Origin of the sequence: Sphingobium sp. TA15 (assembly GCF_037101235.1) — a bacterium.
Classification (GTDB): Bacteria; Pseudomonadota; Alphaproteobacteria; order Sphingomonadales; family Sphingomonadaceae; genus Sphingobium; species Sphingobium indicum.
This window is the reverse complement of the sequence record NZ_AP025355.1, coordinates 110404-125339: the sequence shown is the minus strand read 5'-3', so window position 1 is coordinate 125339 and position 14936 is coordinate 110404. Positions and strand designations below refer to the sequence as shown.

The following is a 14936-nucleotide window of genomic DNA, read 5'->3' as shown; positions in this document are numbered from 1 at the left end:
ATGACGCAATGCCTAACGCATCGCATCCAACGATCCGCTATTTCGAGATGACGGCGCCATGGCCGTCGGCGCCGGGCCGGTCCTTCGGGGGCTTGGGCAGCAGCCGGTTCGCATCGGCAGCGACAATGCCCAGCGGGCAAGGTCCGGCGATCCCGATGCGTGCCGCGGCCCGGCAAGCCCTGCCGTCGCGATCGGTGTCGAAGGGGGCTGAACCGGGCATGGCCTAACGGATCACGCGCCGATAGCGGGCGAGCCTGCCGGCATTGCCTTACCGCCGGCGCAGTGCGGCGAACATGCGGTCGACGGCGGCCGGGGGTTCGTGGCGCGCCGCTTTAGGCTGTATCGACATTCAGCCCTGGCGGCCTGCAAATGGCGCTTTTCCGTGCTTCCGGTGCTCACGTACTTTAAGTACGCTGCGCGCCGGGTCACGGAAAACCACCATTTTCGGCTCGCCATCTTCTGAATGTCGATACAGCCTAGAGATAGGTCCACTTGCGCGTTGCGGCGGGGGCGCGAAGCGGCCCCATCAATTGCCGCCCCGGATCGGGAAGTCCCGGTCAGCCGATGTGGCGGTCCCAGCGGCAGATGCGCACCTCATCGAAAATGCCGGCTTTCGTGAAGGGATCCTCATCGTGAAATTTCTTCACGCTTTCCAGGTCTTCGGCTTCCACGACCATGAAGCTGCCGATATTGTGGCTGTCGTCATCCGCCATCATCGGGCCTGCCTGCACGAGCTTGACCACGCCCGAAGCGAGATAGGCGCGATGGGCCTGGCGATATTCGTCGCGGCGCGCCAGCATGTCGGGCTTGTCAAAGCAGATGCGCAGGTAAAGCATGGGGGGACTTCTTTCCATTGGTTTTGCCCCCGAACATCGACGATCGCGCTGTTCCGGCGGGCAGGACGGATGCGCCATCCTGCCGCCATGTCCGCGGCATGATCCTGCGTCCGGCCGCCTTTCTTCTGCATAATCTTGCTGCCTTCTTTGGGCGGTCGGCACGGTGGGCGGCTGGCGCCGACCGGCAGGCCCTGTATTTTTGCGGCCGGCGGGCCTATGACCGGCGCGATGCACCCATGATGGCTGAACGGGCCGCACGGATTGGCCGTGGCTTAGCGCATTTAGTGGAGGAGTGATGGCGGCGGCCGCACATTTTGACATCGGCGACACGCACGGGCTGTTCCTGGGTTCCAGCAACCCCGTCCAGACTTCCAGCGCCGCGCTGGGCTGGACCTCCCTGTTCCTGTCGGAACAGCAGGAGGAACCCTTCGAAGCGTCCGCCAGGGCCGTGCCGGATCATCTGCTGGTGTTCCATCTGGGCGGCCCCGCCCAGATCACCGGCGCCACCGAAGACGAAAGGATCACGACCGTCGTGCCGCCGGGGGGCCTCTGCCTGTGGCCGGCCAACTCGCCATTTTCCATCCAATTGGCGGATTCGGTCGAAACCCTACATCTTTATATCCGCAGCAGCGTCGTCAACGAGGTGGCGGCGTCCCTGGGCTATGACTTTCCCGACGGCATCCGCCTCCGCCCCCGGATCGGCCAGCGCGACGAACTGCTGGAACAACTGGCCCTGGAGGTCAGAAGCGTCGCCGCGTCGGGCGGCGCTTCCACCGCCCTCTATGCGGACCAGATGGCGCTGGCGATCGCGGCCCGGCTGATCCGGCACGATTATTCGGCGCCCCCCTCCCCTGCCGCCGCGAACAATCGCGGATTGGCGCGAGGACGGCTGAAACGCGTGGAGGATTTCGTGGAAGCCCATCTGGACAGGCCGATCCAGCTTCAGGAATTGAGCCTGGTCGGCGGCCTCAGCGTTTCCCATTTCGTCCGCCAGTTCAAGCTGGCCACCGGCCTTTCCCCCCATCAATTCGTCCTTCGGCGGCGCGTCGACCGGGCAAGGAGGCTGCTGGCGCACAGCGATCTGTCGCTGGCGCAAATCGCCTATAGTTGCGGATTTTCCCATCAGGAGCATCTGACCCACACCTTCAGGCGGCATGTGGGCGCGACGCCGGGGCATTATCGCCGATCGGTGCAGTCCTGACCTGTCGAACCGACGCGTTGCGCGGCCGGGCGCTCAGCCAGTTTCTGCATGAAAATCGCATTTTCTCACAGGAGCGCGCCCCCTGACGGGCCGATAAGGGCAGCAAATGGACGCCCGATCCGGAGGCGCCTGGAGCCAGTCATGCGCGACTTGAACGAATTTACCATCACCGCGGAAGTGCTGCGCCGGATCGAAAACACGCCCGATCCGCGATTGCATGAGATATTGGCCTCCGCCATCAGGCATCTGCACGATTTCGCGCGGGAAACCAAGCTGACCGAAGCGGAGTGGATGGAAGGGATCAAGTTCCTGACCCGCACGGGACATATGTGTTCCGACGTCCGCCAGGAATTCGTCCTGCTGTCCGACACGCTGGGCCTTTCCATGCTGGTCGTCGCCCAGAATCACAGCCGTCCTGCGGAGGCGACCGAACAGACAGTCTTCGGCCCCTTCCATGTCGAGGGCGCGCCCGTGCTCGCCACGCACGGCAGCAATCTCGCCAGGGGCGTCGAGGGCGAACCACTTTTCGTGCGGGCGGAGGTGGTGTCGCCCGATGGGCCGGTGGCCGACGCCGTCGTGGATGTCTGGCAGGCCGACGCCGAGGGGTTTTACGACGTTCAGTCGCCGGACTGGTCGCTGGATGAAGCGGCGCTTCGCGGCGTTTTCCACACCGACGCGGCAGGACGCTTCAGCTTCCGATCGATCCTGCCGAAAAGCTATCCCATCCCATCGGACGGCACGGTCGGCGAGATGCTGGACGCCACCAGGCTCCACCCGATGCGCCCGGCCCACATGCATTACAGGATCGCCAAGCCCGGCTTCGATCCCCTGATCACCCATGTCTTCGTCGACGGCGACGAATATCTCGATTCCGACTCGGTCTTCGGCGTGCGCGGTTCCTGCGTGGGCCAGTTCGTCAGGCACGAACCGGGCGTCGCGCCGACCGGCGAGACTGTCGAGGTGCCTTTCCACACGCTCGACTATCGCTTCGTGCTTCACCCCCGCGATCAGGCCGCAAACTCCTGAACGGCGCGGCGGGGCACGAACATGGGCACGTCGTCCGCCGCGGGAGATGATCGGGTGCCCCGCCGCCCCTTCCCCTCGTGACAGAGGACATCGGCAGCGCGTCCGCCACGGAAAAGGATCTGCCGCGCGGCCTTGCAAAGAAGGTGCGGGCCGGGCATTGAACATCGTCACCGCGCAATGGACGCCATGCTGGTTTACGTCGCGACTGATCTTGAAAAAGCGACAGGAACAGCATGAATCGTAACGGCGCTTCATCAAGGCGGCCTTCTGACATGCAGGTCGGCGTCGCCGGCAAGCGGCAGGCCAGGACCGGAAGGGCAAGAAGCCATCCGCCCATAGAAACGGTGGATGTCGCGGACATTCCGGGCGGCGGCCAGTTGCACCTGCTCAAATGCGGCAAGGAATTTTCCATACAGTTCGGCCGCGACGAGTTGATGGGAAGCCAGGACCATCTGTCGGAAATGGCGCTTGCCACCCTGACAAGCGAACGCCTGGCCGGAAAGGACGGCCATGTCCTGGTCGGCGGGCTCGGCATGGGCTTCACCCTGGACGCTGTCCTTGCCGCCTGGAGCGCGCAGGCCTTCGTGACCGTCGCGGAGCTGGTTCCCCAGATCGTCGTCTGGGCCAAGGGGCCCTTGGCGCATCTGTTCAAGGAAAATCTTGCCGACCCTCGCGTCAGCCTCCGCCTGCGCGACGTCTACGACATCATTGCCGAGACGTCGGATGGGTTCGACGCCATACTGCTGGATGTCGATAACGGCCCGGACGGCTTCATCACGTCCGGGAACGACCGGCTATATTCCCATCGCGGCCTTGCCGCGGCCTATGCCGCGCTGCGGCCGGGGGGCCTCCTTTCCGTCTGGTCTTCCTACGCCGACGACGGCTTTGCGGGCAGGCTCGAGGAAACGGGTTTCGAAGTCGACGAAATCATCCTGCCGGCCTATGTCGGCAGCACGGAGCGTTGGCATAATATCTGGTTCGCGGCGAAGCCGGGCGGTCGCGCCCGGCTATCGGACATGCAGTGAGGCTTCTTCTTCCCGGCGCAGGACGGAAATGATCTTGGCATAGGCGCGCGCCTGCTCCTCATGCCGGTTCTTCTCGACCGGGCAGACGGCAAGAGCGGCCTGGTTCAGCTCCGCCTGCTTGCGGCGCGCGAGATAATCGAAGCGGTCCATGGTCATCTCCGATGGTGCGAGGGCGTCCATTGCCGGGCCATGTGGGATGCGGATCGCGTCACGGCACCCTCGATCAGCTTGTCCTTCATCAATATGCGGAAGGCGTCGGCGTCCCGGGGATCGAGCATCACCACCCTGGTGCCGCCGGAAACCAGCGTTTCCACCGCGGACACCCGGAATGCATGCTTGGCGCACGTCGCCTTGATGACATCCATGGCGACCCTGACGTTGACGACCCTGCTCATGCCGCGCCCCCTTCCACGTCGAACGGGAACGGGTTGAACGACGCAGAGCCATCCGGGCGCCGGGATCGATAGGGATGAGGATGGCGGCGGATGCGACCCGCATATCCTTCCGCCAGCCGTTGATGAGCCCGGCGCGCCGCCGGGCCATGGGCGATCCGGGCGCGCAGCAATTCCTCCTGCTCGCGCTTCAACAGATAATTCAGGTCTTCCATCATAGGCTCCTCGGCTGGCAAGCGGGAGCACGACGGTCTCTCTGTCACGGCGAATGCTTGCGGCAAATTTCGCGCAATAATGGGTCAATAGCACGGAACATCCCGTCCGTCTGTCGGAAAAGCGCCCAGGGTCGGGAAAATTCTGTTCGGCCCGCATGAAGGCTGTTAGGAAGGCCCATCGGGTCTTCTTTCCGCACGACCCGACAGAGAGACTTGAGTGCTCCCGCGCATAGGGAAGCATATCATGCAGCAAGACCGGCTTTCCTTTAGGGCTACACTGACGGCATCTGTCGTTGCGCCGATTTTCCTTGGCCGGCGCATCTTCGGATGCGGCGGTTGATGCCGGCATATATCGCGCCTGCCGCTCCCCGGACGCGCCGGCTGTTCCAGACCATGATCGAAGGCCTATGACGATCCAACCCCAATCCCCTCCATCGCTTTCCCGAATCCAGCAGAACTGGCTTGCCGCCAATGAACGGCGGCTGCTCGACTGGCTGTGCCGACGAATGCCGTCCTGGGTAACGCCGGATCGCCTGACCGCGACCGGCATGGCAGGCGCGGTCATGGTCTTTGCCGGATATGCCGCCAGCAATATCGCCTCGTCCTGGCTGCTGCTCGCCATTGCGGGCTATGCGGTGCAGTGGTTCGGCGATTCCATGGACGGCAGCCTGGCGCGATACCGGCGCATAGAGCGCCCGTCCTACGGCTATTTCATCGATCATAGCTGCGACGGGCTGGCGACGCTGCTCATCCTGGCCGGGATCGGCCTCAGCCCGTTCGTGACGATGGATGTCGCCATGGTCGCGCTCGCGGGCTATCTGCTGCTGTCGATCCACGCCTTTCTCTCGGCGCGGGTATTGGGCGAATTGAAGCTGTCCTACCTTTCCGCCGGGCCGACCGAACTCAGGTTCATGCTGATCGGCATGACGGTCATGATGATGGTGCTGGGAACGGCGCCGGGACTTTTCGGGCGCTGGTCCGGCTTTGATATTTTCGTGGGGACGGTCGGTTCGATCCTGATCGTCCTTTTCATCGGCCAGACGCTGGTCACGGGAAGAAGGCTTGCCCTTGCCGAAGCCGAACGCCGCGTCATGAACTGAGGGACAGGGGTCTAGAAAGCCGACCCGCGCGGCCGACCGAAAATGTCAGACATGGACCAGATGGGCCACCGTATCGGCGCTGTCCTGCGCGGTCCTGCCCTCCTTCACGATCCGGCCGCGCTGCATCACCAGATAGCGGTCGGCAAAGCTCCAGGCGAAATCCAGATTCTGTTCGACGATCAGGATCGCGACGTTGAGCTCGGTCCGCACGCGGCGCAGGGCGTCCTCGATCTGCTGCACGATATTGGGCTGGATGCCCTCCGTCGGTTCGTCGAGCAGCAGCAGTTGCGGCTGTCCCGCCAGGGCGCGACCGATGGCGAGCTGCTGCTGTTCGCCGCCCGACAGAACCCCGGCCTTGCGGCCTGCGATCTGCGTCAGCTTGGGGAACAGGTCGAACACCATTTCGGGCACTGCCCTCGGCCCCTCGAACCCCTTGCGGGCGAGCGCGGATAGGCCGACTTCCAGATTTTCGCGCACGGTCAGATGCGGGAAGATATGGCGCCCCTGCGGCACGAAGCCGATGCCGATGCGCGATCGCTGATGCGGGCGCATCTCCGTGATTTCGTCGCCATGCCAGTAGATATGGCCTCCCGACGCCGCCAACTGGCCCATGATGGTGCGGATCAGCGTCGTCTTGCCCACGCCGTTGCGGCCCAGCACCGTGATCGCGTCCCCCGCCTTCAGGTCGAAGGCCACGTCCCACAGCACCTGCCCCTTGCCATAGGCGGCGGACACGCTGCGCAGGTTCATGAGGTCGGTCATTTCGCCCTCCCGAGGTAGATGGCGGCGACTTCCTCGTCGGCGCGGATTTGCTCCAGCGTGCCTTCGCGCAGCAGCCGTCCCTGATGCAGCACGACGACATGACCGCCCAGTTGCGACACGAAATCGATGTCATGGTCGATCACCAGCACCGCATGCTTGCCCAGCAGGGAACGGACGAGGGTCGCGGTCTGGCTGCTTTCCGAAGCGCCCATGCCGGCCGTAGGCTCGTCGAGCAGCAGCAGTTCGGCGTCGGTCGCAACCACCATGCCGATCTCCAGCCATTGCTTTTCGCCATGCGACAGATTGCCCGCCAACGTGTCGCGGCGATCGGTGAGGCCGATCTGCTCCAATATCTCCTCGGCGCGCGCGCGCGCTTCCGCCTCGCCCTTGCGGGAAAAACATGCCCACCAGTTCCGGTCGCGCGTCGCGGCGATGGCAAGGTTGTCGATCACCGACAGGGCGACGAGCACGCCAGGGGTCTGGAACTTGCGGCAGATGCCGCGCCCGACAATGGCATGTTCGCTTTCCGCCTGTATCTCCGCGCCGTGGAACAGGACTCTGCCGGAAGCCGGCCGGACCCTGCCGATGATGGAATCGCACATGGTCGACTTGCCCGCGCCATTGGGGCCTATCACCACGGTCATCGACCCGCTTTCGATGGTCAGCGACAGATCGTCTATCGCCTTGAACCCGTCGAAATCGACGACGACATTTTCAAGCTGGAGCATGGGGACGGTCATGGCGCGGCCTCGCCTGCGATGGGTTGCGACGCGGTCTTGGCCCTTTCGCGGCGCCAGCGGGCGAACAGGTCGCCTGCCTTGCCGGGACGGAAGGGATGGTCGGGACCGAACAGGCCTGCCAGGCCCTGCGGCAGGATGGTGACGGCCGCGATGAACAGCGCGCCAAGGCCATAGAGCCACACTTCGGGCATGGCGGTCGAAATCTTGTCCTTGGCGAAATTGACCAGCAGCGCGCCCGCGATCGCTCCGATCAGGCTGTTGCGCCCGCCGATGGCGGCCCAGATCACCATCTCGATGGAGGGCACCACGCCCACCAGCGCGGGCGACACCACGCCGGCGTGCAGGGTGAAGAGCGCGCCCGACATGCCGGTCAGCAGCGCGGCGACGGCAAAGGCGATCACCTTGTAGGGCGTGGGGTCATAGCCCAGGAAACGCATGCGGTTCGCGCCGTCGCGGCTGGCGCGCAGCAGCTTGCCGTAGCGGCTCGCCAGCAGCCAGCGCAGGCCCAACAGGCCTGCCACGACCAGCGCGAGCGTGATGAAATAGAGCGCCAGCGTGGTGGAAGGCAGGTTGAGGTTGAAGCCGAACAGCGTCTGATAGTCGGTCAGGCCGTTGAACCCGCCGGTCAGCCCTTGCTGGCTGACGAGCAGGGTCGCGAAGGCCAGGGCCAGCGCCTGGGTGATCAGCGCGAAATAGACGCCGCCAATCCGCCGCCGGAATATGGCCCAGGCCATCAGCGCGCCGAGCGCGGTCGGCACGACCAGCACGGCCGCGACGGCGGCGAAGGGGCTTTTGACCAGGGACCACCACCAGGGCAGCGCCTCCGTCCCCGACCAGATCATGAAGTCGGGCAATTCCCCCTCCGCCAGTCCGGCGAGCTTCAGATGCATGGCGAGGGCATAGCCGCCCAGGCCGAAGAACACGCCTTGCCCCAGGCTCAAAATCCCGCCTTCGCCCCAGATGAGGACAAGCCCCATGGCGGTCAGCGACAGCGCCAGGAAACGGGCCAGCAGGTTGAGGTCATAGGCCGAAAGCAGCCACGGCGCGGCGATGGCGAGGATCAGCGCCACGCCGGTAGCGGCCTGTTTGATGGGGAGCGTCCCGGTCATGCGCCGGTCTCCTATTCTGCGTCCAGCGCGCGGGAGCGGACGGCGATCACGCCCTGCGGCCGGAACTGGAGGAAGAGGATGACGAAGATCAGCGTCAGCACCTGCGCGAAGCTCACGTCCACGAAGATTTGCGACAGCGCCATGAACAGGCCGATCATCAGCGCCGCCAGCGTCGTCCCGACGACGCTGCCAAGGCCGCCCAGGATCACGACCAGGAAGGCGGTCACGATATAGCCCTGGCCGACGGTCGGCGTGACCGGGCCGAGCAGCGCCAGCACCACGCCGCCGACGCCCGCGACGCCCGCGCCCAGCGCGAAGATGAAGGCGTCCACCTGGCGCACGTTGACGCCCATTGCCGCTGCGGTCGCCCGGTCCTGATTGACGGCGCGCACCAGCAGGCCGATGCGCGTATAACGCAGCAACGCGGCCAGGCCGCCCAGTATCAACGCCGCCAGCAGCAGGATGAACAGCCGGATCGTCGGCAGTTGCAGCGGTCCGAGCGCGAAGCCGCCGTCAAGCCATGCGGGCGCGGTCACGGATACGCCGGTGGCGCCGAACAGGTCGCGCGCCGCCTGCTGAAGGATCAGGCTGACGCCCCATGTCGCCAGCAGCGTGTCGAGCGGCCTGGACGTGAGCTTGCTCACCAGCGTCACTTCCAGCAGGCCGCCGAGCATCCCCGCGCCCAGGAAGGCGACGAGCATGGCGACGATGATGCCCATCGGCCCCGGCACGAACAGGATGGTGAGATAGGCAAGATAGCTGCCCACCATCAATATTTCGCCATGCGCCATGTTGATGACGCGCATCAGCCCGAAGCTGAGCGCCAGGCCCAGCGCGGCGAGGATGTAGAGCGACGCCACGCTGAAGCCGTTGAAAAGCTGGCCGAAGAGAAATGCGGCGTCCATGGGCGCCTCCCTGTTGCTTGGTCCTTGGCGCTTTCCGCCTTCGCGCCGGCTCTTGAGAGGGAGCCTGAACCGGACGCGAAGGCGGGTTGCGCACCGGGCCGACGGGTCGCGTCGTCAGCCGATGCTGCAGGTCTTTCCGGGGAAGGCCAGCGGATCATAGGGTTCGGGCTGGATCGCACCCTTCGACGTCCAGAGGATCTTGAACTGGCCCTTGGGGTCCGCTTCGCCGATATAGGCGGTCTGGACCAGGCTGTTGTTCTTGACGAAGTTCACCTTGCCCAGCGGCGTGTCGACAGCGTCCAGCATCACCGCCGCCGCCCGCACCTTCGCCGGATCTGTGCTGCCCGCCTTTTCGACGGCCGCCTTCCACACATAGACGTCGACATAGCCGTGGACCATCGGGTCGGTCAGCACCTTGTCTTCGCCGAACTTCGCCTTGTACGCCTTGATGAACTTGGCGTTGGCGTCGCCATCCAGCGTCTGAAAATAGTTCCAGGCGGCATAGCTGCCCTCGACCAGCGCCGGGCCCATGGCCTGCGCTTCCTGTTCGCCGATGGAGAAGGACATGACCGGGATCACCTTGGGCGTCAGGCCCGCCGCCGCCATCTGCTTGAAGAAGGCGACGTTGGAATCGCCGTTCAGCGTATTGAAGATGATGTCGGGCCTGGCCGCCTTGATCTTGCCGATGACGCCGGAAAATTCGGTGCCGCCCAGCGGCTGATATTCCTCGCCCGCCAGCTTCAGGCCATCCTTTTCCAGATGCTTCTTGACGATCAGGTTCGCGGTGCGCGGATAAACATAGTCCGACCCCACCAGGAAGAAGTTTTTGTAGCCCTTCTCCTTCGCCCAGTCATAGGCGGGCAGGGTCTGCTGGTTGGGCTGCGCGCCCGAATACATGATGTTGGGCGAACATTCATTCCCTTCGAACTGCACCGGATACCAGAGCAGGTTCCCGGTCTTTTCGAACACCGGCAGCATCGCCTTGCGGCTGGCGGAGGTCCATCCGCCGAACACCGTTGCGACGCCGTCGTCGGAGACCAGCTTGTTCGCCTTCTGGGCGAAGATGGCTGGGTCGGACGCGCCATCTTCCGTCACCGCCGCGATCTGCTTGCCCAGCACGCCGCCCGCCGCATTGATCTCATCGATGGCGAGTTGGGTGGAATTCTTCACCGTATCCTCGCTGATCGCCATGGTGCCGGACAGCGAATGCAGGATGCCGACCTTGATCGCGTCGCCGCCGGCCGCCGCCGTGGCGTTGCCGCTTTCCGACTTGCCGCACGCGGTCGCCAGCATGGTGCAGGCCAGCGTCAGCGCCAGAAAGGATTTCCTGCCAAGCCCTTTTTTCATGAATATGCTCCTGTGACTGTTGCCCGGCCGACCGCGTCGCCGCTCCACCGGGCAAGGATGCTGCGGCGCGATGCGCGCAGCCATGGGTCATTTGACGTAGTGTGCGTGGGTGCGCAGGTCAGAAGACCGCGCCGATGGAAAAGAGCGCCGCGCCCTTCGCCCGGTTGCCGCCGCGCGAATTGGCGGAATAACGGTTGGTGTCGACATAATCGATGCCGAAGGTCACGGCCTTATAGGTATAGAAGGCGCCAAGCTGCCAGTTGACCTTGTCGTCCCAGTTGGTCCCGTCCTCGTAACCGAGCAGGCCGCGCAAGGCGAGGCCGGTCTTCGGCACGGCATAGCGCGCGCTGCCGTAGACATAGGTGGAATGGCCGCCGCCATTATATTCGTCGTGGATCACGCCCGCGCCCCCCGTCACCGGGCCGACCGGCGCGTTGATGCCGAATTCATACTGGTCGAAATCCAGATCGTCGATGTCGTGGAAGACGAGCCGCAAATAGCGGGCGCGAATGTTGACGTCGCCGACATCGGCCTGCACGCCGCCGAAGAAATCGGTTTCCATCGCGCCGCCTCCGGCATCCTTGTCCAGGCTGGAACCCCAGATGCCGCCATAGATGCTGAATGCCCCCGCGACCGGGATCTTGGCCGACACCACGCCCTGGATCACCGGCTTGTTGTCGGACAGCGACGCTCCGCGCAGGCGATAGTCGGTCAGGAAGGTGACGCCGCCCGTCAGGATGACCGGCTCGCTGCCCGCATCCTGCGCCTGGGCCTGCATCGAACCGGCCGTCAGCGCCGCTGCTCCGGCTGCCAGAAGCATGGCCATTTTCCAGTATCGCTTCATCGTGATTGTCCCCTTTACTGATTTGCGGGGACATATTGTGCAATGCAGCAGCAACACGGCATGCGGCATTTGACGTAGATCCGGATGCAGGCCGGAGGGGCGCCGCGCGCCGCCCTTGAGGCGTTGGCGGTCAATACGTCAAACGTCCACCCTTTCGGCGACAAGGCGCATTGAACGCGGATTTTTTCTGGAGATAATGATCGAGGAGGAGACAAATCTTGTTCGGTCCCACGTTCGACCCCGACATCGGCAGGCAGGCCGCCCGGATCGCTTCCGGTCCTTGTGCGGTGCCGAACAGCCTGCGCAGCCATGGCGAGTTGCGGCTCGCTTTCGGGCAACGAAACGGGCGGACCGTGATGAAGGACAGTTATCAGGCAGGCTGCCTGCGCGCCCGCATGCCGCGCCGCGACGAAGGGGGACGGCCATGCGCCGTGCTGATCAACACGGCGGGCGGCCTGGCGGAGGGCGACAGCGTGCGCCAGTCCGTCCGCTGGGCGGCGGAGACCAGCGCCACCGTGACGGGCCAGGCCGCGGAGAAAGTCTATCGCGCCCTGTCCCATGGCTGCCGGATCGATACGCAATTGCGGGTCGAACAGGGCGCCGACGCGGAATGGCTGCCGCAGGAAACGATCCTGTTCGACCGCGCCCGCCTGGCCCGGGAGACGCGCATCCTGCTCGATGCCGACGTGACCTTCCTGGGGCTGGAGGCCGTGGTCCTGGGCCGCGCGGCGATGGGCGAGCGCATGGCGCAAGGCGCGATCGGCGACCGGATGCGCATCTACCGGAACGGCCGGCTGATCTATGCCGACGCGCTGGCGCTGGAAGGGGATGTCGACGCGATGATGCGCCGCTCCGCCATCGGCGGGGGAGCAGGCGCGATGGCCGTCATCGTCCACGCCTCTGCCCGCGCCGCCGCGCTGCTGGAGCCGGTGCGGCAGGCCCTGGCCGAACCGGCCGGACGCGCCGCCGCCAGCGCGTGGAACGGCCTGCTCGCCATCCGGCTGCTCGCGCCGGACGGCGCGGCGTTGCGCGCCGACATCATGGCGGCGCTGATGGCCCTGCGCGAGGGCCGCCCCCTGCCCCGCGTGTGGAGGTGCTGAGATGCTGCTGACCCCGCGGGAGAAGGACAAGCTGATGCTGGCCATGGCGGCGATGGTCGCCCGGCGGCGGCTGGAACGGGGCGTCAGGCTCAACTATCCCGAAGCCGTCGCGCTGATCTCCGACCATGTGCTGGAGGGCGCGCGCGACGGGCGCAGCGTCGCCGACCTCATGGAGGCGGGCGCCCATGTGCTCAGCCGCGCGCAGGTGATGCCCGGCATCGCAGAGATGATCCCCGATGTGCAGGTCGAGGCGACCTTTCCGGACGGCACGAAGCTGGTGACGGTGCATGACCCCATACGATGACGTCATTCCCGGCGAGCTTCTGCCCGGCCCCGGCGATCACATCCTGAATGCGGGCATGCCCGTCACGCGCCTTGCCGTCGCGAACAGCGGCGACCGGCCGGTCCAGGTCGGCAGCCACTATCACTTCGCGGAGGCCAATGACGGGCTGATCTTCGACCGGCAGGCCGCGCTGGGCCAACGGCTGGACATTCCCGCCGGGACGGCGGTGCGGTTCGAGCCGGGGCAGACGCGGGAGGTCGACCTCATCCCCCTGCGCGGCGGCCGGACGGTGATCGGCTTTCAGGGCAAGGTCATGGGGGCGCTGGACTGATGCCCTATGCCATGCCCCGCGCCGCCTATGCGGACATGTTCGGCCCGACGACGGGCGACCGCCTGCGCCTTGCCGACACCAACCTGATCATAGAGATAGAGCGCGACTGCACGATCCTGGGCGAGGAGGTGAAGTTCGGCGGCGGCAAGGTGATCCGCGACGGCATGGGCCAGAGCCAGATCACCAATGCGGCGGGCGCGGCGGATACGGTCGTCACCAACGCCGTCATCATCGACTGGACCGGCATCTACAAGGCCGACGTGGCGCTGAAGAACGGGCGCATCGCGGCCATCGGCAAGGCGGGCAATCCCGACATCCAGCCCGGCGTGGACATCGTCATCGGGCCGGGAACGGAGATCATCGCGGGCGAGGGCAAGATACTGACGTCGGGCGGCATCGACGCGCATATCCACTATATCTGCCCGCAGCAGGTGGAGGAGGCGCTGAGCAGCGGCGTCACCACCTTCGTCGGCGGCGGCACGGGCCCCGCGACCGGCACCAACGCGACCACCTGCACGCCGGGGCCGTGGCATATCCAGCGGATGCTGCTGGCGGCGGAAGGGCTGCCGATCAACCTGGCCTTTGCGGGCAAGGGGAATGCGAGCCGCCCCGAAGCCATCGTCGAAATGGTGGAGGCCGGGGCCGCCGCGCTCAAGCTGCATGAGGATTGGGGCACCGCGCCCGCCGCCATCGACTGCTGCCTGTCGGTGGCGGACCGGATGGACGTGCAGGTGATGATCCACACCGACACGCTCAACGAAAGCGGCTTTGTCGAGGACACCATAGCCGCCTTCAAGGGGCGGACCATCCACGCCTTCCATACCGAGGGCGCGGGCGGCGGCCATGCGCCCGACATATTGAAGCTGGCGGGTTTCGCCAACGTGATCCCCAGCTCCACCAACCCCACCATGCCCTTCACGGTCAACACCATCGACGAGCATCTGGACATGCTGATGGTGTGCCATCATCTCGACCCGTCGATCCCGGAGGATCTGGCCTTCGCCGAAAGCCGCATCCGCAAGGAAACCATCGCGGCGGAGGATATTCTGCACGACATGGGGGCGCTGTCGATCCTCTCGTCGGACAGCCAGGCCATGGGCCGGGTCGGCGAAGTCATCACCCGCACCTGGCAGACGGCGCACAAGATGAAGGCGCAGCGCGGCGCCTTGCCCGGCGACAGGGCGGACAGCGACAATCTGCGCGTGCGGCGCTATGTGGCCAAATATACGATCAACCCCGCCATCGCGCAGGGCATGAGCCGCGAGATCGGATCGGTGGAGGTGGGCAAGCTGGCCGACCTCGTGCTCTGGTCCCCCGCATTCTTCGGCGCGAAGCCCGATCTGGTGCTGAAGGGCGGGATGATCGTCCACGCCATGATGGGCGATCCCAACGCCTCCATCCCCACCCCCCAGCCCGTCCATGCCCGCCCGATGTTCGGCGCCTATGGCAAGGCGATGGCGGCGAGCTGCATCAGCTTCGTCAGCCAGGCCGCGATCGACGGGGAAGTGGCGGAACGGCTGGGCCTGGCGCGCGCGGTGCTGCCGGTGGTCGGCACGCGGGGCATCGGCAAGAAGGACATGAAGCTGAACGACGCGCTTCCCGACCTGCGCATCGATCCGGAAACCTATGAAGTGCATGCCGACGGCGAATTGCTGACCTGCGAACCGGCGGCCGAGCTGCCGCTGGCGCAACGTTACCACCTCTATTGAAGGCCCGTTCC

General features: G+C 65.5%; 19 protein-coding genes. 8 read left to right on the top strand and 11 right to left on the bottom strand.

All coding sequences use genetic code 11. The features are described from left to right. Positions 1-37 precede the first annotated feature (37 nt). Both Sj15T_RS00670 and Sj15T_RS00665 read right to left on the bottom strand, forming a co-directional pair. Positions 38-220 carry a hypothetical protein gene (locus tag Sj15T_RS00670; RefSeq protein WP_013039432.1) on the bottom strand — a complete coding sequence of 61 codons (183 nt, stop codon included), beginning with the start codon at positions 218-220 and terminating at the stop codon, positions 38-40. Positions 221-557: 337 nt separating this feature from the next. Beyond that, the gene (locus Sj15T_RS00665; protein WP_007686361.1) at positions 558-836 is read right to left on the bottom strand and encodes a YciI family protein; all 279 of its coding nucleotides are present in this window, start codon (positions 834-836) and stop codon (positions 558-560) included. A 295-nt stretch (positions 837-1131) separates the two neighbouring features. Between Sj15T_RS00665 and Sj15T_RS00660 the strand changes: the two genes are divergently transcribed. The 3 genes from Sj15T_RS00660 (at position 1132) to Sj15T_RS00650 (ending at position 4088) form a co-directional block, all read left to right on the top strand. Further along, on the top strand, positions 1132-2037 hold the full coding sequence (locus Sj15T_RS00660; protein ID WP_013039431.1) for an AraC family transcriptional regulator: 906 nt from the start codon (positions 1132-1134) through the stop codon (positions 2035-2037). A 141-nt stretch (positions 2038-2178) separates the two neighbouring features. Beyond that, positions 2179-3063 (top strand): intradiol ring-cleavage dioxygenase, encoded by an 885-nt coding sequence (locus Sj15T_RS00655; RefSeq protein WP_007686357.1) that lies wholly within the window; start codon positions 2179-2181, stop codon positions 3061-3063. Positions 3064-3335: 272 nt separating this feature from the next. Beyond that, positions 3336-4088 (top strand): hypothetical protein, encoded by a 753-nt coding sequence (locus tag Sj15T_RS00650; RefSeq protein WP_007686354.1) that lies wholly within the window; start codon positions 3336-3338, stop codon positions 4086-4088. Here Sj15T_RS00650 and Sj15T_RS00645 read toward each other — a convergent pair. Genes Sj15T_RS00645 through Sj15T_RS00635 form a run of 3 tightly spaced genes read right to left on the bottom strand, consistent with a single transcriptional unit; the run spans position 4071 to position 4695 of the window. Next, positions 4071-4238 (bottom strand): hypothetical protein, encoded by a 168-nt coding sequence (locus tag Sj15T_RS00645; RefSeq protein ID WP_013039429.1) that lies wholly within the window; start codon positions 4236-4238, stop codon positions 4071-4073. The genes Sj15T_RS00650 and Sj15T_RS00645 overlap by 18 nt on opposite strands. A 2-nt stretch (positions 4239-4240) precedes the next feature. Continuing rightward, positions 4241-4483, bottom strand: coding sequence for a hypothetical protein (locus Sj15T_RS00640; RefSeq protein ID WP_007686350.1), 243 nt, complete (start codon positions 4481-4483; stop codon positions 4241-4243). Beyond that, positions 4480-4695: a hypothetical protein gene (locus Sj15T_RS00635; protein WP_253720685.1), complete on the bottom strand. Its 216-nt coding sequence runs from the start codon at positions 4693-4695 to the stop codon at positions 4480-4482. The genes Sj15T_RS00640 and Sj15T_RS00635 overlap by 4 nt, the downstream gene beginning before the upstream one ends. 407 nt (positions 4696-5102) lie before the next feature. Between Sj15T_RS00635 and Sj15T_RS00630 the strand changes: the two genes are divergently transcribed. Further along, complete coding sequence (locus tag Sj15T_RS00630; protein ID WP_013039427.1) at positions 5103-5795, top strand: CDP-alcohol phosphatidyltransferase family protein; 693 nt, start codon at positions 5103-5105, stop codon at positions 5793-5795. Positions 5796-5840: 45 nt separating this feature from the next. Here Sj15T_RS00630 and urtE read toward each other — a convergent pair whose 3' ends face one another. From urtE to Sj15T_RS00600, 6 genes are all read right to left on the bottom strand, one after another. Then, on the bottom strand, positions 5841-6557 hold the full coding sequence (urtE, locus tag Sj15T_RS00625; protein ID WP_013039426.1) for an urea ABC transporter ATP-binding subunit UrtE: 717 nt from the start codon (positions 6555-6557) through the stop codon (positions 5841-5843). Continuing rightward, the gene (urtD, locus tag Sj15T_RS00620) at positions 6554-7297 is read right to left on the bottom strand and encodes an urea ABC transporter ATP-binding protein UrtD (RefSeq protein WP_007686341.1); all 744 of its coding nucleotides are present in this window, start codon (positions 7295-7297) and stop codon (positions 6554-6556) included. Before urtD ends, urtE begins: the two co-directional genes overlap by 4 nt. After that, on the bottom strand, positions 7294-8406 hold the full coding sequence (urtC, locus tag Sj15T_RS00615) for an urea ABC transporter permease subunit UrtC (RefSeq protein WP_007686339.1): 1113 nt from the start codon (positions 8404-8406) through the stop codon (positions 7294-7296). The genes urtD and urtC overlap by 4 nt, the downstream gene beginning before the upstream one ends. A gap of 11 nt (positions 8407-8417) precedes the next feature. Beyond that, complete coding sequence (gene urtB / locus Sj15T_RS00610; protein ID WP_007686338.1) at positions 8418-9311, bottom strand: urea ABC transporter permease subunit UrtB; 894 nt, start codon at positions 9309-9311, stop codon at positions 8418-8420. A gap of 114 nt (positions 9312-9425) precedes the next feature. Continuing rightward, positions 9426-10658, bottom strand: a complete 1233-nt coding sequence (gene urtA, locus Sj15T_RS00605) for an urea ABC transporter substrate-binding protein (protein ID WP_013039425.1) — start codon at positions 10656-10658, stop codon at positions 9426-9428. Positions 10659-10776: 118 nt separating this feature from the next. Beyond that, positions 10777-11478: a TorF family putative porin gene (locus Sj15T_RS00600; protein WP_253720684.1), complete on the bottom strand. Its 702-nt coding sequence runs from the start codon at positions 11476-11478 to the stop codon at positions 10777-10779. Between the two features lie 242 nt (positions 11479-11720). On the opposite strand from Sj15T_RS00600, the gene Sj15T_RS00595 reads away from it, so the two are divergent. Genes Sj15T_RS00595 through ureC form a run of 4 tightly spaced genes read left to right on the top strand, consistent with a single transcriptional unit; the run spans position 11721 to position 14925 of the window. Continuing rightward, positions 11721-12602 carry an urease accessory protein UreD gene (locus Sj15T_RS00595; protein WP_013039423.1) on the top strand — a complete coding sequence of 294 codons (882 nt, stop codon included), beginning with the start codon at positions 11721-11723 and terminating at the stop codon, positions 12600-12602. A gap of 1 nt (position 12603) precedes the next feature. After that, the gene (locus Sj15T_RS00590; protein ID WP_007686330.1) at positions 12604-12906 is read left to right on the top strand and encodes an urease subunit gamma; all 303 of its coding nucleotides are present in this window, start codon (positions 12604-12606) and stop codon (positions 12904-12906) included. Next, positions 12890-13216, top strand: coding sequence for an urease subunit beta (locus tag Sj15T_RS00585; protein WP_013039422.1), 327 nt, complete (start codon positions 12890-12892; stop codon positions 13214-13216). The genes Sj15T_RS00590 and Sj15T_RS00585 overlap by 17 nt, the downstream gene beginning before the upstream one ends. Then, positions 13216-14925 (top strand): urease subunit alpha, encoded by a 1710-nt coding sequence (gene ureC / locus Sj15T_RS00580; RefSeq protein ID WP_013039421.1) that lies wholly within the window; start codon positions 13216-13218, stop codon positions 14923-14925. Before Sj15T_RS00585 ends, ureC begins: the two co-directional genes overlap by 1 nt. The last annotated feature ends 11 nt before the right edge of the window (positions 14926-14936 follow it).